This is a genomic window from Coriobacteriaceae bacterium, from assembly GCA_025992705.1.
In the GTDB taxonomy this organism is placed as follows: domain Bacteria; phylum Actinomycetota; class Coriobacteriia; order Coriobacteriales; family QAMH01; genus QAMH01.
This window is the reverse complement of the sequence record DAJPGJ010000001.1, coordinates 1,076,736-1,094,484: the sequence shown is the minus strand read 5'-3', so window position 1 is coordinate 1,094,484 and position 17,749 is coordinate 1,076,736. Positions and strand designations below refer to the sequence as shown.

The window sequence follows — 17,749 nt, the reverse complement described above, 5'->3', positions numbered from 1 at the left end:
GATCACCTCCTCTATATCTTATGCGCCTTTGACCTCATCGTCAGGCAGAATGGGACGATTGAACCTCTCGAGCAGCTCCTGCGCATCGGATTTGAGTGCCCAGCTCTTGAATGCCTTGAAGGTGTCGAGCTCCTCGAGACCCTCACGATAGCGCACGGACTCCTCGAGTTCCATATGCCCCGGATTGGGAACGAGCGTGATATAGCGTGCGACGCTCGCGCCGCTCGTCTCGATGAAGCCAAGCTCGCGAAAGACGGAGATGCCGCAAGACACGCTCGACTCGTCGAGCTTGACGCGCCTGTCGAGCTTCATGGCACGCCCGGCGAGCTCGTGGTTGGTACAGGAGAAGCCGGCCTCCCCCCGTTTGGCCGCCTCTTGGGAAAGCTCGCGCAAGACACGGTAGAGAACGACGAGGGCCTCGCGTGATGGTGCGCCGGACTCGAGGATGTTCTCGTTGATGCGAGCGTCCCCGTAGCCGAAGAGCAGGTGAATCGTCGCATCGCGCCCATCACGGCCCGCTCGCCCGGACATCTGGTTGAACTCGATGTCGTTGAAGGGAAGATGATAGAGCACGACATGCTCTATATCGGGAATGTCGATGCCCTCGCCAAAGGCGCTCGTGGATATGATGCAGCGCAGCTCGCCGCTCCTGAAGGCATCCTCTATCGCCTTTCGGTCTGCCTTTGACAGGCCTGCATTATAGAAGCCGACATATGGGGCGAGCGCGGGCAGACGATGACGCAACATGCGCGTAAGCGAGAGTGACTGATCGCGCGAATTGACATATGCGACGCATTTCTCCCCGTTTGCGACGATGCCCGCGAGATACTGCTCGCGATTGCGGATGTCACGGCGATCGTCGATCTTGAGATTCTCGCGCACCGTCGGATCGAGGATGAGCTCCTCGATAGAGAGCACCCGGCATATGGTCTGGGACTCGTCCGTACCGGCAGTGGCCGTGACGGCAAGCACGAGGGGGTTGCCGAGCGCATCGAGCGTGGTGGCAAGCCCGGCATACGCGCTACGATTGCCCGCACGTGCGAGGGCGACGTGATGGGCCTCGTCCACGACGACGAAGCCGATGCGCCCGGATTGGGCGAAGCGATCGGCATGGATGGCAAGGAACTCCGGCGTGGTGAGCACGCAGTTGACGCGCCCTTGCGCCAGGCCTGCGTAGACGTCCTTGCGCGTCTCCTCGGAACTCTCGCCCGTAAGCACGGATACGGCGAGCCCGAACTGCGCGAAGACCTCCTGCAGATGAAATGCCTGATCTGCCACGAGGGCGCGCAAGGGGTAGATGAAGATGCTCGCCTTGCCCTCGAGAAGCGCCATGCGGGCTGCATGCAAGTGGAAGATGAGAGACTTGCCGCGCCCCGTCGCCATGATGGCGAGCGTGTTGCGCCCATGGGAAAGCGCATCGAGCGCGTGGGCCTGCGCCTCATGCAGCTCATGATTGCCGATGAGCGCCATGCGCAGGGAATCCTCGAGCTCGGAAGGGGAAAGCGTCTGCCAACGCTCACGTGCCTCGTCAAGCGAGGGAGCGGCATCACCGGCAGGCTCCTTCAGGTCGAGGTCAATGCGCCGCACGACGATGTTCACGCCATAGCTCCTGGTGGTCGCACCCGGATCGCGCACGCCAAGAGGGCCGGGAGAGCGCATATCGGCGTTTGCATCGAGCGGTCCGCCCGTCAGGGCGCTTACAGCCGCGTCATAGGCAATGCCGGAATCCATGGCGGGGGCAAGCTGCTTGGCGAGATGCTTGTTGAGGTAACCGAGTTGCGTGCCGTCGATCAAGGTCACGGCAATGGCGTTGGCATCGTACTCGTTGTGTGCATCGCGTCTGAGAGCAAGCTCGACACCTGCCTCGAGCCCAGCGAGGACATCCTGGCGGTTCTCGTAGCTCACGCCCACAACCTTGGTGTTGAAACGTGCCACCTGAGTGATGCCCGCGTAATCACCCGTCTCGCATATCTCATCTTGCACAAGAAAGAGCTCGTCGATGCGCGCAGACATGTCCGTCTGCGAAGGCACGCGAGAGCTCAAAAGTATGTTCTTCGTCATGAGCTTGGGGTTCTTGCGACCGCGATACTCGTCGACAAGCGGCTCGAAGACGACATCGCATATCGCATTGCAATCGACGAGCTCTTGAATGTTATCTGGCCCGAAATAGATGCCGGGCACTTGTGCAATGCCGTCGCTTGCGTTGAAGCGGAAGTGATTGGCTTGCTTGCCGACTGCGGCACGGTCTTCGAGAAAGACATCATGCAGGGCAAGCAGTGGCGTCGGGTTGCCGTTGCCGCAAGGCTGCAGCAGCTCGAGTTCGCTAAATTGCTCGACCGTGCACTCCTCGACGCACGCGATGGTGTCGACATGGATGCCGGTATCGGGTGCCTCTTGCCGCATCTCGAGCACTTGGCTGCAAAGGCGCTGACGTAGCTCATCGAGCTTGTTGGCAGGAAGCGTGATACCGATGGCTGCAGCATGACCGCCGAACTTCTCAAATAGGTCGGAGCATGTGCTGGCAAGCTCGAAGAGATTGATATCGCCATAGGTGCGTCCCGAGCCGCGAGCTTGTCCGTCCTCGATCGAGAAGATGATGACGGGCTTCTTCTTGGCTCGCGCGATACGCGAGGCGACGATGCCCTTGACACCCTCGTGCCAGCCTTCACCGGCAGCCACGATGACCGCGTCATCGGAACCAGCTCCAGCGAGTTGCTCCTCGACCTGAAGGTTGAGCTCGCCTTCCGTCTGGCGGCGAAGGTCGTTGATTTGCTCGAGCTCGACCGCGATGCGCTGCGCCTGATCGAGCTCATCGCACATGAGCAGATCGTAGGCAATCGTTGCCTCCTGCATACGACCTGCGGCGTTGAGGCGCGGAATAAGCGAAAACGAGAGGCGCGTGGCAGTGAGCGCTTCTGGTTCGACATTACAAGCAGCGGAAAGTGCCAGGAGACCAACACGCGTTGCGTTGCGCATACGTGCAAGACCATGGGCAACGAGCGCGCGATTCTCACCCAGAAGCGGCATGAGATCGGCTATGGTGCCGAGTGCGGCAAGGTCCGTAAGCTCGAGCCAGAGCTCGGGTTGGCCCATGCGCTCGCCCAGCAGGCAGAAGAGCTTGAGAGCGACGCCCGCCCCGGCGAGGTCGCGCGAGGGACAGCTTGGGTCGAGCTTAGGGTCCGTCATGGGAACGCCGACGGGAACCGCGTCACCCGGCTCGTGATGATCGGTGATGCAGACCTCGACCCCGCGCTCGAGCAAAGTCTCGACCTCATGAGCGCAGGAGATACCGCAATCGACCGTCATGATGAGATCTGGCTCATATGCCATGCCGCGCTCGATTGCCGCATCCGAGAGCGCATAGCCCTCCTCGTAGCGATGCGGGATGAGACCTTGCGCTTGTGCACCGAGCGCACGTAGCGCACGCACCGAGATGGCCGTTGCCGTGATGCCGTCTACGTCGAAGTCGCCGAATACGAGTATGCGCTTGCCAGACTCGATGGCAGCTTGCAGACAATCCGCAACCTCCAGCATGCCGGGTATGCACGCAGGATCAACCCAATCACGCTCGAGCGAGGGAGAGAGAAACTCGTGCACGCGCTCGGGCGTATCGAAGCCGCGTGCGACGAGGACGCGCGAAACGAGCGGACCGACCGCGCACGTGGTTGCAACGTTGGCCACCGCTGCCTCGTCGATGGGCTGTGCTACCAGAGTGTTATGTTGATCGAATCCGCTCATGCTGAGATTCTCGCACGGGGTTGAGACATGGTTTTTCCTTCCGGCATCTTCCCTGATCAAATGTAAAAAGGCGAGCCGCACATGACGGCCCGCCCTGGTAGTTCATGCACCGAAAAGACGAGTGGTCACGACCCGTTAGTCCCGACGGTCCTCCCCTTCGTCTACATCCGTGGTGTACCCATACGAGAAGCTCGTCGTCGTGATGACATCGTCATCTTGATTGGAGCGTTTCTCGGCCGAGTAGCGACCACGTGCGTGCTCGGACTCCTCCGCCGGCTCCCCGGGTTGCTCGGTGGTCTCCTCACCTACCTCGACTTCGGTTTCTTCGTCAGACCCTGCAGCCTCAGCAGGCGCGGTCTCTTCGACGACTTCTTCGTCGATTTCCTCAACGGCTTCCACGGGAGCATCCTGCACGGCGTCTACCTGTGACTCGGTGCCAGCAGGCGTGGTGGGCTGTTTCTCATCGTCAGCCCCTGTCGCTTTCTCGGCAGGCGTTTCGGCAGCCTCGGCCTCCTCCGCCTCGACAGCGAGCCTATCAGGCGCAAACTCCTCATCGAGGGCAGCCTTGGCGTCTTTCTCGGCCTGCTTGAGCTCTTCATGCGCCTGATCGGCCTTGCGCTTGGTCGTCTTGGCGATGTCATGCTCACCCCGTGCGGCCTCGCGCTGGGCTTCCTTCTCCTCCTGCTTGATCTTGGCAGCGGCTTCTCGCTCTTCCTGTTTGAGCTTTGCGCGCTCCTCCTTCTCGACCTTGAGCTTGGCAGCCGTCTCCTTGCGCGCTTCGATCATCATCTGCTTGGTGAACGGCGATTGCACGACCTCGTAGGGGTACTTGTTCTCGAGGCGGGCGTAGGCGGGCTCCTTCGCCTTCCACTTGGTGTAGATCGGGGCCGAGATGGCCAGCGTCGAGTACACGCCGACGACCATGCCGCAGAACATCGCGAAGGCGAAGTCAACGAGCGTGTCAGTGCCGATGATCAACATGAACAGAACGGGGATGACCGAGGTGATCGACGTGTTGATGGTACGCACGATAACTTCGTTGAGAGAGCGGTTGGCGCAGGTAAGAAGACTGCACTTCATCTGCGGCGAGGCATTCCTGCTAATGCGGTGGAACACGACGACGGTATCGTAAAGCGAGTAGCCGATGATGGCCAGCAGAGCCGCGATAACGTCGGAGGTGATTTCCATGTGGAAGAACAAACCGGCCCAGGCATAGATGCCGAGCACGACGATCATATCGTGGAACAGACAGATAAGCGCGACGACACCCATGCGCGGCTCGCGATAGCGAATGGCAATGACGGCCAAAATGCCGAGACATGAGAGGAAGAACGCCAGGATGGAGCTCCATATGACCGAAGCACCCCAGCTCGCGCCAATGGTCTCGATCTCGACCGATCCCTCGTCAATACCAAGGGTCTGCTCGACGTGGCCCATGATCTCGCTCGCGTTGGTCGATACGGTATCGGTCGTCTTGACAATGTAGCCATTGCCACCGGACATGCTTGCGGCCGTCTGGATCGACGAAATCTGCGTTTCGTAGCCGAGCTCGCTTGCAGCCGTGGCAAACGCGTCCTTTATCTCGTCTTCCGTAACGTCACCGGCGTCATTGATCTGGATGGAGGTGCCACCCGAGAACTCGGTGCCGAGCGTGAGGGGTGCGCCCGTAAGCACCGTGCTGACGATGAAACCGACGATTGCCAGTGCGATCAGGACGCCAGAAAGCCTGAAACCGTATTTCCAGAGCCTGACGAAATCGAATTTGGTATGAGGTCTCAACGAGTACATTTACATCGCCTCCTTCACGACGTATTCGCCCTCGTTGACGTCGTCGACAATTCCCCAGAACGCAGGATGGCGATCGATGGCGCGCGGGCCGAGAACACGCATGATGGGGCCGCTGAACAGTGCCATGACGACAAGGTCGCAGATGATGCCGAGGGCCAGCGTAAGGCCGAAGCCGCGAACGTCACCCATGGCGAAGAAGTAGAGGATGAGTGCCGAGACGAGCGTTACCACATCGGCGTCAAGCGAGGTGAAGATGCCTTCCTTGACGCCCGCGGTTGCCGCCGTCTTGACCGATTTGCCCTCGCGTATCTGCTCGTGGAAACATTCCATGATGAGAATCGAGGAGTCGGCGGACATGCCTATGTTGACGATGATGCCCGCGATGCCAGGCAAGGTGAGCGAGAACCATCCCACCTGGGAGAGCAGGGCAAGCAAGCCGAGGTACACGACGGACATGAGGAAAATCGACGCTGCGGGCAACAAGCCAAGCCCCTTGTAGAAGATGAGGAGCCACACCACGACAAGCGCGATGCCGATAAGGGCCGCGAGTATGCCCGACCACAGCGCCTGCTGACCGAGCGTGGGGCCGACCGTCGAGGCTTGCTCGATGGAGAGCGAGACGGGCAACGAGCCGGAGTCGATGATGGTCTTGAGGGCGTTTGCCTCTTCGACGGTATAATTGCCGGTAATCTGCACCTGGCCATTGGTGATGGCAGACTGGACCGCCGGGGCCGACTCGACGACGCCGTCGAGCAAGATCGCGATCTTGCCGTTAGTGCTCACGAGCTGGCGGGTCACCGAGGCAAACTCGGAGGTACCCGTCGCGTCAAGCTGGAGGTTGACGGCGTACTCGGCCGAAGCCTGCGGACGATCGACCGTGACGTTCTCGACGTTCTCGCCCGTCATGAACGGCGTGTAGGACACGCCCTCTTTCTTGAGGTTCATGCCCGTGAGACCCTGGTTGATGTAGTTGCGTACCGTCTCGTCGGTAATGGTGGAGACATCCACGAACTCCAGAACACCCTGGCTACTCAACGTGTCGAGGATGGCCTGGGAATTCTCGGCCGCACCCGGAACCTGCACGAGGAAGGCATCGCTGCCTTGCTGCTGAATGGTCGCGGCGGCGGCACCGGACGCGTTGACGCGGTTGGAGATGACGAGCTGCGTCTGTTCCATCTGCTCGGCGGTGATGGGCGAGCCATCGGTGGTCGATGCCTTGAGGTTGACGGAGACGCCACCTTGGATGTCCAGACCCATCGTGATCTTGTCTTGCGGCGGGTACAGTGCGATTGCCGAGGCGATGGCAAGGATGATTATGAGGACGAGGCAGGCGAGGCTCTTGCTATTGCGCTTGGATTTGGAGGCGCCGGCCTTCTTCTGCTTCGCAAGGGCCTGGCGACGTTCGAGATCGGCGTATTCGCGCTGACGACGCTTGCGCTCCACGCTCGAGATGCCGTTCTTCTTCTGGGCTTCGCGCTCGTCTATCTTTGCCTTGGAGCGTGCGGCTGCGGCGCCTCGACGCTCCGAGCGCTTGCGCTGCTTCTCCATCTCGCGCTTGCCGCGCTCCTTGAGCTTTTCGGCCTCCTTGCGCTTCTTCTCCTGATAGACGGGATCGTTCTCGCGAGCGGCCTGCTTGGAGCGCTCCTCTGCCGCGCGTTTGCGAGCAGCCTCGGCCGCCTTGCGGTAGCGCTCGACATCTCGCTCCTGCTTTGCCCGCTCCTTGGCACGCTTCTTGGCGGCCTTTTCGCGCTCCTTAGCGCGCTTTTGCTTCTCGATGTCCGATTCGGCCTTCTTGCCTGAGCCGCCTGCGGACGACTTGCGTTGCGCCATTAAAGACTCCTGTACGTTCGATGCAAGTTTCCTCGGTGTATACGGTATGCGCAGGCTCGTAATACGTGCACGCGGGCCATACGCGCATGACCCAACATTCTACAACAGTGATTGTTGCTCTGCGAGTATGTTGCCCAGAAAGCTCCGGCGGTGGATACCACTCGCCCCGTGCTCCTTGAGCGCGGCAATGTGCGCGGCAGAACCATAGCCCTTGTTGCTCTCGAAGCCATATGCCGGATAATCCTGGGCATACGCGCACATGAGTTTGTCGCGGGCGACCTTTGCGGCGATGCTCGCCGCTGCGATGCAGGCGATCTTTCCATCGCCCTTGACAACGCAAAGCTCTCCCTCGTGAATGTGCACGGGATTGCCGTCGATGAGCACGGTGGCGATATCGTCATCGTTGCCACGGGCGGCAAGATCGCCTTTGCACGCCGCGAGCGCGCGAACCATCGCGACGCGCAGGGATGCGGCCATACCGCAGGCGTCGATCTCCTCGGGCTCGACGCGTGCGATGCCCACGCCAAGGGCCAGCTCGTCGATCTGCGCGGCAAGTTCCTCGCGCCGCTTGGGCGAGAGCTTCTTCGAATCATCGAGCCCCACGATCTGCGGCTCATCGGAAAGGGCCACGCAGGCAACGACAAGGGGGCCGGCCAACGCTCCCCTGCCTACCTCGTCAATGCCGACGACGATGCCGTCGGGCGCAAGCTCGCGCATATAAGAATAGAGCTCCGCGGTATGTACCCTGCGGAGCTCTTCGCGTTCTTGTTTGGTGAGGCCGATTAGAAGCCCTTCTCGCGCAGACGGGCGGCCTTGCCGACCTTGTCGCGCAGATAGTAGAGCTTGGCACGACGTACGGCACCATGACGAACGACCTCGATCTTCTCGATCTTGGGAGAATGTACGGGGAAGGTACGCTCGACGCCTACGCCGAAGGACACCTTGCGGACCGTGAAGGTCTCGCGGTTGGAGGAACCATGACGACGGATGACGTCGCCCTCGAACACCTGGATGCGCTCGCGGTTGCCCTCTTTGATGCGGTAGTGAACCTTTACATGGGAGCCCGGGAAGAACTCGGGAATCTCCTTGATCTGCTGCTGCTCGATTGCGCGGATGTAGTCCATTGTCTGATCCTTTTTCTCATCGTGCCATTCGTTTCACGTGCAGGCCTATCCTCACGGAGGAAACGACGCGAAGAGACAGAATACAGCAATGCGAAGTACGAGGCAACGATTTTTTGATCTCTACCTCATAATACGCGTGCAGGCAGGCTGCTTCGCTTCGACGGTCGCTTCCCGACAGCCCGCTTCGCGGTGACGTCGGGCAGGCCGTCTTGCCTCGATGGTCGCTCCCCGACGGTCCACTTCGTGGTCCTTTCGGCTCGCTCCCTTAGACCTCGGCTCGACGGCCTGTCCGACGTTAGGTTACTTGATGGTGCGCTCCCTTGGACCTCCGCTTCACAGCTTGCCTGCACGCATCATATGGGCAAATGTCTCAAGGACGATTGCCCCATCTTCGCATTGCACAGGATAATGGTTAATGAGACAGCGTCCCTGAGCAACTGTCTCATCTCAGAACAAGTTGTCGGGGTCGATGTCCACGGCGATACGCACCTCGTCATTGGCCTTGCGCGCCTTGAGGACGGGTTCGATTATGGCGGAGATATCCGCGCCCACGGGTGCCTTGATGAGGGTATGCCAGCGGTAGAGCCCGCGTAGGCGCGAGAGCAGGCACGGTGAAGGACCGAGCACCTCCCATTCCTGCCCTGCCGAGATCATGGACGAGTTGATGGCAAGCGTCAACTCGGTGATGACCTGGCGCACCGCCTGTTCGTTCCTGCCCCACGCGAGCACGTTCGCGAGGCGCACATAGGGTGGATAGCCGAGCTCCTCGCGCGAGGGTAGCTCCTGTTCGAGAAAGAGCCCCCTATCATGCGCGGCCGCGGCGAGAATCGCAGGATGCTCGGGCCAGTAGGTCTGGACGATGACGCGACCGGGCTTGTCGGCACGACCCGCACGGCCGCTCACCTGCTCGAGCAGCTGGAACGTGCGCTCAGGTGCGCGAAAGTCGGGGAGTTTGAGCGTGGTGTCGGCATTGATGACGCCCACGAGCGTAACATCGGGAAAGTCGAGGCCCTTCGCGATCATCTGGGTGCCAAGGAGAATGCCCCCTTCACTCGCGGAAAACTCCCCAAGAAGGCGTTCGTGCGCGCCCTTTGCCTTGGTGGTATCGGCATCCATGCGGATGATGGGCATGTCGTCGGGAACGACCTGGCGCAGTTCGGCCTCCACGCGCTCGGTACCGGCACCGAACTTGCGCAGGTACGGACTGCCGCATTGGGGGCAGGTTGCCGGCATGGGTTCGATGTGGCCGCAGTGGTGGCAGACGAGCGTGGCCGAACGCTCGTGATAGGTGAGCGAAGTCGAGCAGTGTGGACATTCGGGAACGAAACCGCATTCACGACAGAGCACGAATGAGGCGAAGCCGCGCCGATTGAGCAGCAGCACGGCCTTCTCCTTGCGCTCGTATACGCCTGCTAGCGCATCGACAAGTACCTGGGAAAACATCGAACGCGAGCCACCCTTGAACTCCCGTGCCATATCGACGATTTGCACGTCGGGCAAGGGCTGACCGCTTGGACGCTCGCCAAGCACGACGCGTTGCCAGGCGCGCTCGCAGCGCGCACCACCCGCGCATGACGCAAGCGTGTCGATGCTCGGCGTGGCCGAACCCAAGATGAGCATCGCCTCGCGCATCTCGGTCAACTTGCGGGCTACGACACGCGCATCGTAGCGCGGGGCGTTGTCCTGCTTGTAGGAGGAGTCGTGTTCCTCGTCGATGATGACGAGCCCAAGATCTGTCACGGGCGCGAACAGCGCGCTGCGCGTGCCTACGACGACATGCGCCCTGCCCTGGCGAATGAGGTCCCACTGATCGAAGCGCTCACCCGCCGAGAGACGCGAATGCAAAACCGCGACGTCATCCGAAAAACGCGCCCTGAACCTGCCTACCGTCTGGGGCGTGAGGGCTATCTCGGGGACGAGCACGATGGCGGACTTTCCCGCTTGCAGGGTCTCGTCAATGGCACGCAGGTACACCTCGGTCTTGCCCGAACCCGTGATGCCATCGAGCACGACAACGTTGGAAGCCGTTTCGCCGGCGACAGTCGCGTGAATCGCGGCAAGGGCATGCTCCTGGCCTTGCGTGAGCTGGTCGGCGGCACAGCACGCGCCACGTACGGCCGGCATGGCGCCGCGCATGTGCCTGCGGTTCTCGATGCGCACGACGCCTCGCTTCTCGAGGGATTTGAGCGTCGCACTGACGTTGCCGAGGAGCGCGGACAACTCCACGACACGCATGCCACCGCACGAGAGCGCCTCGAGGACGCGTTGCTGCTTGGCGGCGTTTTTGGCGGGCACGAACCCCGATGCCTCCTCGGTGAGGACGGCCCAACGGTCATCGACCGGACCGACGCCGGGGAAAACGAGTTGCCACTCCCCCTCGACGCGCTTCACCTTGGGGGAACCGCCAGGCGGCGTGAAGAGATGGAGCGCCTCGGGCAAGGTGCAGAGATACTCGTGCGCTATCCAGGTGGCAAGCAATGCCGATACCGAATCGAAATACGGCTCGGAGAGCACGCCGAGCAGGGGCTTGAGCTTGGAGATGTCACCGACGACCGCCGCACACCGTGCCTCGTCCATCTCGGCGAGCTCGATGATGTAGCCGACGACGGGACGATTCCCGAAATCGACGCTGACCGCGCAGCCCACCTGTGCGCTCGGCACGAGCTGCGGCGGAACGAGGTAATTGAAGGGCCTGTCAAGTGCCCGAGTCGCGATATCGACTATGACCGATGCGACGAGCATGCAGCCGTTAGCTCAGGCCGCAAGCAGCTTTGAGCTCGTCGACGCGATTGGTCTGCTCCCAGGGGAACTCCGCACGGCCGAAGTGACCATACGCGGCCGTCTGACGATAGATGGGACGCTGTAGGTCGAGATCGCGCAGGATTGCACCGGGACGCAGGTCGAAGACCTCCTCGACGGCTTTCTCGATGGCATCCGCATCGACATGCTCGGTGCCGAAGGTCTCGACCATGAGGCTCAAGGGACGGGCCACGCCGATGGCATATGCCACTTGCACCTCGCACTTGTCGGCAAGGCCGGCGGCCACGACGTTCTTCGCGACCCAACGTGCCGCGTAGGCGCCGCTGCGGTCGACCTTCGTGGGATCCTTGCCCGAGAACGCGCCGCCGCCATGACGACCCATGCCGCCATAGGTGTCGACGATGATTTTGCGGCCCGTGAGGCCAGCATCGCCCATCGGGCCACCGATGACAAAGCGACCAGTGGGATTCACGTATATCTGGGCATCCTCGTAGGTGATGCCCTCCTTCGCAAAGACCGGTTTGATGACGTGCTCGATCATGTCGGCGCGAATCTGATCCTGCGTGACGTCGTCGGAATGCTGCGTCGAGATGAGGATCTTCTCGACGGCAACGGGCTTGTCATCGACGTAGCGGACCGACACCTGCGTCTTGCCGTCCGGACGCAGATATTCGAGCGTACCGTCCTTGCGCACCTTGGTAAGCTGCTCGGACAGACGATGAGCGAGGTAGATGGGCATGGGCATGAGCTGAGAGGTCTCGTTGCAGGCAAAGCCGAACATCATGCCCTGATCACCGGCACCGAAAACGTCGAGCTCGTCGGCGCCGTCTTCCTTGAACTCGGAGCTCGCGTCGACGCCCTGGGCGATATCGGGGCTCTGCTCGTGGATGGCATTGATGACGCCACAGGTATTGCCGTCAAAGCCGAACTTGGCGCGCGTGTAGCCAATCTCGCGGATCGTGTCGCGCACGATGCGATCGACGTCGATATAGGCCTGCGTGCGAATCTCGCCCGTGACCATGACCAGACCCGTGCTCGTGACCGTTTCGCATGCGACACGCGCGTTCTTGGGATCGGCGGGCATGCCGTTGGGGGCAGTGTAGTTTGCCTCGGCGAGCTGAATCTCCTTGGCAAGCACCGCGTCGAGAATGGCGTCCGAGATTTGATCGCAGATTTTGTCAGGATGTCCCTCGGTGACGGATTCCGAGGTGAAGAGATACGAATTCTTGCTCATTACCAGCAGCTCCTAGAAGCGTGGCCGCGCACGGCCAAAAACATATAGGCGATAGGTTATCACAACGCTACTCTCGATGAAGAACAATGCCACCGAGTTGAAACTCGCCATCTGGCAAGACCGGCTTGCATGCGCAGAATCGAACGGGTATCCTATTCACGAACATTTGTTTGTATCGAAGGAATGCGCGTGGGCTCACATATCATCATGGGCATCGATCCAGGGCTGGCCAATACGGGCTGGGGCATCATCCGCTGCAACGGCGCGCGGGTAAGTCCCGTCGCCTACGGCTGCATCACCACGAGCAAGAACCACAACCTGCCCATGCGCCTCGCAATCATCCACGACAACCTTCTCGAGATCATCGATCGCTATCTCCCCTCGGAGCTCTCAGTCGAGGGCATCTACTTCGGCACCAATGCAAAGTCAGCCATCCCCACGGCACAGGCGCGTGGTGCGGCTCTCGTCGCCTGTGCATACAAGGGCCTCGAATACGACGAGTACACCCCCATGCAGATCAAGCAGACGCTCGTGGGCACGGGCTCGGCAGACAAGAAGCAGATCCAGTACATGGTACGAGCCGTGCTCAAGCTCGACCACGAGCCCAAGCCAGACCACGCGGCAGACGCCCTGGCGGCAGCCATCACACACGCGCGCCTGCGCACGGCAAGGTCCATCGAGAGACAAGTCCAACAGCAGCTTGAAGATCGCACACGGCAAGGAGAAGTAGCGTGATCGCTTTCATCAAGGGCATCGTCGCCTACAAGGATGCAGAGAGTGCCATCATCGAGGCCGGTGGCATTGGCTACGAGCTTGCGATGTCCGTCCATGCGCTCGCCACGCTTCCCGCCTGCGGCAACCCTGCCCAGGTCTGGACGTACCTGCACGTCAAGGAAGACGACGTCTCGCTTTTCGGATTTTCGGAGCCCGCCGAGCGGGAGCTCTTCGAGAAGCTCATTGCCGTGAGCGGCATCGGCCCCAAGATGGCGATCTCGGCCCTCTCCACCTTCAAGCCCGCCGACTTCGTCGCGCACATTGCCGCCGGTGACGTCACCGCCATATCGACCATCCCCGGTGTTGGTAAGAAAATCGCGCAACGCATGATTCTCGAGCTTCAGGGGGTCCTCAAAACAAGTAGCACCTTCGAGACTCTCGCGCTTGACGAGGCAAACCGCCCCCTGCAAGATGCCGCCGCAGCACTTGAGTCCATGGGCTTCAGCACCGAGGAAGTCGCCACGGCGCTCAAGGGCTGCACCGAGACAGACACGAGCAGCATCATTCGCTATGCACTCAAGCACATGGGAGGCACGCAATGATCTGGGAGGCCCCCGATTTCGAGAACACCCAACGCATCGTGGATGCGCACGAGCAACCCGAGGACGCCCGCTCAGAGGCAAACTTGCGCCCCAAGACCCTCGACGATTACCTTGGCCAAGGTCGTATCAAGGACAACCTCTCCGTTCTCATCCAAGCCGCACGCATGCGTGGCGAGGCACTCGACCACCTGCTCTTCTCGGGGCCTCCGGGTCTCGGCAAGACGACGCTTGCCAGCGTCGTCGCAAACGAGATGGGCGTCCAGATACGCACGACCTCAGGTCCCGCCATCGACCGCGCAGGGGATCTCGCCGCCATCCTCACCAACCTCGAGGAGGGCGACATCCTCTTCATCGACGAGATACATCGTCTCAACCGGGCCGTCGAGGAAGTCCTCTACCCCGCCATGGAAGATTACGCGATCGACATCGTCATCGGCCAGGGTCCTGCAGCCCGTTCCATACGCCTGGATATCCCCCGCTTCACGCTCATCGCCGCCACCACGCGTACGGGCATGCTCACCGGCCCACTGCGCGACCGCTTCGGCGCGGCATTCCACATGGACTACTACTCGAGCGACGAACTCAAGGACATCGTCGTACGCTCGGCCACCATTCTCTCCATCGACATCGACGATGCCGGTGCGTACGAGATTGCCTCGCGTGCACGCGCGACGCCACGCCTGGCAAATCGTCTGCTCAGACGCGTACGCGATTTCTCGCAAGTGCGCTGCAACGGCTTCATAGACGAACAAGTCGCCCGCGAGGCGCTTGCCTTCTTCGAAGTCGACGAGCTTGGCCTCGACCCCATGGACAACCGCATCCTCGACATGCTCGTCAACACCTTCGAAGGCCGTCCCGTCGGCCTGTCCGCGCTCGCAAGCGCATTGGGCGAGGAAGTCGATTCCATCGAGGACGTCTACGAGCCCTTCCTCCTCAAGCAGGGTCTCGTCAACCGCACCCCCAAAGGGCGCCAGGCAACGCACAAGGCATTCGCGCATCTGGGCGTGCCATATCCTGTTGAATAGGATATTCGCGGTCATTTCGGAAAATGCGAGATCTCTCCATTCCGCGGCCTTACGGCCGCTTCAGTCGAGATGACAATTATTGTCATTTTGAGCGAAGCGCAGCGGAGTCGAGAAATCTCTCCAACAATAACAGCCCCACCTAGCTGCCGCTTTCCGGTTTCACTCTGATTTTGCTCCGAAAACGCTCCTGTTTTGCTCCGAAAACGCTCAGATTCCCGGGGTGGTTCGCTCCGTTGCATCTGCGATAGCTTCCCAGCTACCCATGCGGCATCGTCGCATGGGCACTCAGGCTATCCCATGAAGCACGGAAAGGACATTCGTATGAAAACACGCAGTCGAACGCACGATTCTAATTGGCGGGCCGCCACTGCCCTGATTGTGACCATTGCATGTGTCGTTCTCTTCTCCCTACCGGCGTTTCCCATGGCACGGTCCCTGGCAAACGACGAGGGTGGTATCGAGCTCGAGTACACGAGCGACCTGCCGGGCTTGAGCAGCGGTAATTCCCTCTACTCCCTCGCGGATGCGCGCTTTGGCGTGTATGTGGATTATCAATGCACGCAAAAAGCCGGAGAGCTCATAACCGATGAGTCTGGCCACGCACGCCTCTCAAACCTGCATCCCGGCAGATACTTCGTACGTGAAGAGCTCGCTTCCCCGGGGTTTGCCCTCTCCACGCATTTGCAGCAAGTCGACGTCGCAGTCGGGGCAAGCACCTGCATCAAGGCAAGCGCAGCTCCGGGCTTTGCCGCGCCAGAGCTGCTCATCCGCGAGATCAACGCGGAGACGGGTAATGCGGCCGATGTTGCCGGAGCACGCCTCGGCAACGCCCGCTACGTCATCTCCCACTTCGATAGCTTCGATGATGACAAGATCATTGCCGGCCCCACGCGCAGCTGGACCTTCACGTCGGACGAGAACGGCGAAGTGCTTCTTTCACGCGAGCATCTTGTCGAGGGCTCTCCCCTCTACGAGGGGCCGCATGGCCTCCTCGTCCTGCCCCTCGGGCACTATACGGTGACCCTCGAGCACGCACCCGCCGGCTTCTTCCCCGTCAACGACGTTTTGAGCTTTGATATCGCGACACGGGACAGGACCGAGGTCGAGCCCCTGCTCAACTTCGAGTCCCTCGAGGAAACCCTCGCCGTCATGCGTGGCGACGTCATGTTCAGGAAAGTGGACGAGGCCGGCATAACGCTTGCGGGGATTCCCTTCCTGCTCTCGTATGCCAATGACGAAGGTCCTGATCTCACCGAAAGCCACGTGGTCGTGACGAACGAGCACGGGGACTTCACGTCCAGCGCAGAACGCTCCCCTCACGCTCTCGATACGAACAGGAGCGACGCCGCCATCCTCGCGAACATCGATGGCGTCTACAAACTCGACGAGACGAAGCTCACGAGTGCATGCGGCACCTGGTTCTCGATGGATGCGATGAGCATGACCTCCCCTGCCGATGATACCCGTGGCGCCCTCCCCTACGGCTCGTACCTGCTCCAGGAGCTGCCATGCGCCGCAAACGCGGGGACGAACCTCATCTCGACGCAGTTCTCCATCAATCGTGACAACTTCACCGTCAAACTCGATAATATCGTCAATACGCGACCTGGGGTTTCGGGCTCAGCAACCGATGCAGCTGATGCCGACAAGCTCATCCGCCCCATAGAAAACGCCATCGTCAGTGAGTCAATCGACTATCGCAATCTCGTTATCGCCAAGAGCTACCGCGTCAATTGTTCCGCATTCGTCCAGAGCACGGACGAGAGCGTACCGGGACCCGATGGCACGCCCGCCTTCGCATCGCAGGAATTCGTCGCCCAGCGGCAAAACGGCAAGCTCGACATGCAGGTCACGCTCGACACCTCGAAGCTCGCAGGCGAGAACATCATATTACGCGTCGAGCTTGTCTCTGATGACGGGATGAGCATCACATCCGAGGGTGCGGATACCGCCGAGCAAACGCTCAGCGTCGAGCCCATCATCATCGCAACGGCGCAAGACGCGGCAGATCTCGATAACTACGTCATGGGCGCCGATGCCTCCATCATGGAATGCATCAGCTACGACGGTCTCAAGCCCGGGCAATCGTATACGGCGAGCTGCACGCTCAACGACAAGGCAACCGGAAACGCCCTCAGAGACGCCCAGGGCAAGGTCATCTTCGCCTGTGCCGAGTTCACACCCGATGCATCCGAGGGACATGTCGACATGGAGCTTCCCGTCGATACGACCGGAATAGCCGGCCATGATATCGTCGTCTTCGACAAGCTCACTGACGAGGAGGGACACCTCATCGCCAGCCACCAGGACTTCGAGGACGAAAGGCAGACGGTCAAGACCGTGAAGCTGAGCTCAAGCGCAACGGACAAATCTGATGGCGACAAGGTCATCGACGCGCATGCCGAGGCCGTGACCATCATCGATACGGTCAGCTATGCAAATCTCGTTCCTGGCGAGCAGTACCGGTTCAAGGGCGTGCTCATGGACAAGGAGACGGGTTGCGCCCTAACCGCAGACGGTGCTGCCGTGAGCGCCGAGGTGCCATTCGTCCCGCAGGAGGTCTCGGGCTCCGTAGATGTCGAATATGGGTTTGACGCAAGTTCGCAATCGAGCCAGGTGCTTGTCGCCTTCGAAACGCTCGAGCACGACGGTAACGTGGTTGCCGAGCACGCGGACCTCGAAGATGTCGCCCAGACGGTGACGAGCGGCGAGCTTGACCCCGACGCCGCGATACCAACGACAGACGGCAAATCAACCGGCATCGCAACCCTTGCAGGATCACCTCTCACCGGTGACTTTCTCGCACGGGTAGCTCTTGCGGCACTCGCTCTCGTGGCATGTGTCTGCGTCTGCTGCGCCTATGCGCTGCATCGGCGCAGGAAAACGCTTGAGGCCATAGCCCACAGCGACGACCCCTTCAGATAGTGACAAAGA

Annotated in this window: 11 protein-coding genes; 4 read left to right on the top strand and 7 right to left on the bottom strand. The window is 60.9% G+C overall.

Annotated features, from left to right (window positions below):
* Window positions 1-18 precede the first annotated feature (18 nt).
* The 7 genes from recJ to metK all read right to left on the bottom strand — a co-directional run bounded on the left by recJ (window position 19) and on the right by metK (window position 12,474).
* Window positions 19-3,738 (bottom strand): single-stranded-DNA-specific exonuclease RecJ, encoded by a 3,720-nt coding sequence (recJ, locus tag OIM11_04930; protein HJJ00475.1) that lies wholly within the window; start codon window positions 3,736-3,738, stop codon window positions 19-21.
* Between the two features lie 135 nt (window positions 3,739-3,873).
* The gene (gene secF, locus OIM11_04925; protein HJJ00474.1) at window positions 3,874-5,526 is read right to left on the bottom strand and encodes a protein translocase subunit SecF; all 1,653 of its coding nucleotides are present in this window, start codon (window positions 5,524-5,526) and stop codon (window positions 3,874-3,876) included.
* Entirely contained in the window at window positions 5,527-7,356 is a 1,830-nt protein-coding gene (secD, locus tag OIM11_04920) for a protein translocase subunit SecD (protein ID HJJ00473.1), read from the bottom strand.
* Between the two features lie 99 nt (window positions 7,357-7,455).
* Complete coding sequence (locus tag OIM11_04915) at window positions 7,456-8,073, bottom strand: ribonuclease HII (GenBank protein HJJ00472.1); 618 nt, start codon at window positions 8,071-8,073, stop codon at window positions 7,456-7,458.
* A gap of 65 nt (window positions 8,074-8,138) precedes the next feature.
* Window positions 8,139-8,480, bottom strand: a complete 342-nt coding sequence (gene rplS, locus OIM11_04910) for a 50S ribosomal protein L19 (protein HJJ00471.1) — start codon at window positions 8,478-8,480, stop codon at window positions 8,139-8,141.
* A gap of 447 nt (window positions 8,481-8,927) precedes the next feature.
* Window positions 8,928-11,222: a primosomal protein N' gene (gene priA, locus OIM11_04905; protein ID HJJ00470.1), complete on the bottom strand. Its 2,295-nt coding sequence runs from the start codon at window positions 11,220-11,222 to the stop codon at window positions 8,928-8,930.
* Between the two features lie 7 nt (window positions 11,223-11,229).
* The gene (gene metK / locus OIM11_04900; protein HJJ00469.1) at window positions 11,230-12,474 is read right to left on the bottom strand and encodes a methionine adenosyltransferase; all 1,245 of its coding nucleotides are present in this window, start codon (window positions 12,472-12,474) and stop codon (window positions 11,230-11,232) included.
* Window positions 12,475-12,681: 207 nt separating this feature from the next.
* On the opposite strand from metK, the gene ruvC reads away from it, so the two are divergent.
* The 4 genes from ruvC to OIM11_04880 all read left to right on the top strand — a co-directional run bounded on the left by ruvC (window position 12,682) and on the right by OIM11_04880 (window position 17,740).
* Window positions 12,682-13,209, top strand: a complete 528-nt coding sequence (gene ruvC, locus OIM11_04895; protein HJJ00468.1) for a crossover junction endodeoxyribonuclease RuvC — start codon at window positions 12,682-12,684, stop codon at window positions 13,207-13,209.
* The gene (gene ruvA / locus OIM11_04890; GenBank protein HJJ00467.1) at window positions 13,206-13,790 is read left to right on the top strand and encodes a Holliday junction branch migration protein RuvA; all 585 of its coding nucleotides are present in this window, start codon (window positions 13,206-13,208) and stop codon (window positions 13,788-13,790) included. The genes ruvC and ruvA overlap by 4 nt, the downstream gene beginning before the upstream one ends.
* The gene (gene ruvB, locus OIM11_04885) at window positions 13,787-14,815 is read left to right on the top strand and encodes a Holliday junction branch migration DNA helicase RuvB (protein ID HJJ00466.1); all 1,029 of its coding nucleotides are present in this window, start codon (window positions 13,787-13,789) and stop codon (window positions 14,813-14,815) included. The genes ruvA and ruvB overlap by 4 nt, the downstream gene beginning before the upstream one ends.
* A 321-nt stretch (window positions 14,816-15,136) precedes the next feature.
* The gene (locus OIM11_04880; protein ID HJJ00465.1) at window positions 15,137-17,740 is read left to right on the top strand and encodes a VaFE repeat-containing surface-anchored protein; all 2,604 of its coding nucleotides are present in this window, start codon (window positions 15,137-15,139) and stop codon (window positions 17,738-17,740) included.
* The last annotated feature ends 9 nt before the right edge of the window (window positions 17,741-17,749 follow it).

What these genes read in the sequence shown, in the direction of transcription:
- recJ (HJJ00475.1), bottom strand. Translation starts at nt 3,738, where the DNA reads ATGAGCGGATTCGATCAACATAACACTCTGGTAGCACAGCCCATCGAC.
- secF (HJJ00474.1), bottom strand. Translation starts at nt 5,526, where the DNA reads ATGTACTCGTTGAGACCTCATACCAAATTCGATTTCGTCAGGCTCTGG.
- secD (HJJ00473.1), bottom strand. Translation starts at nt 7,356, where the DNA reads ATGGCGCAACGCAAGTCGTCCGCAGGCGGCTCAGGCAAGAAGGCCGAA.
- OIM11_04915 (HJJ00472.1), bottom strand. Translation starts at nt 8,073, where the DNA reads ATGCGCGAGCTTGCGCCCGACGGCATCGTCGTCGGCATTGACGAGGTA.
- rplS (HJJ00471.1), bottom strand. Translation starts at nt 8,480, where the DNA reads ATGGACTACATCCGCGCAATCGAGCAGCAGCAGATCAAGGAGATTCCC.
- priA (HJJ00470.1), bottom strand. Translation starts at nt 11,222, where the DNA reads ATGCTCGTCGCATCGGTCATAGTCGATATCGCGACTCGGGCACTTGAC.
- metK (HJJ00469.1), bottom strand. Translation starts at nt 12,474, where the DNA reads ATGAGCAAGAATTCGTATCTCTTCACCTCGGAATCCGTCACCGAGGGA.
- ruvC (HJJ00468.1), top strand. Translation starts at nt 12,682, where the DNA reads ATGGGCATCGATCCAGGGCTGGCCAATACGGGCTGGGGCATCATCCGC.
- ruvB (HJJ00466.1), top strand. Translation starts at nt 13,787, where the DNA reads ATGATCTGGGAGGCCCCCGATTTCGAGAACACCCAACGCATCGTGGAT.
- OIM11_04880 (HJJ00465.1), top strand. Translation starts at nt 15,137, where the DNA reads ATGAAAACACGCAGTCGAACGCACGATTCTAATTGGCGGGCCGCCACT.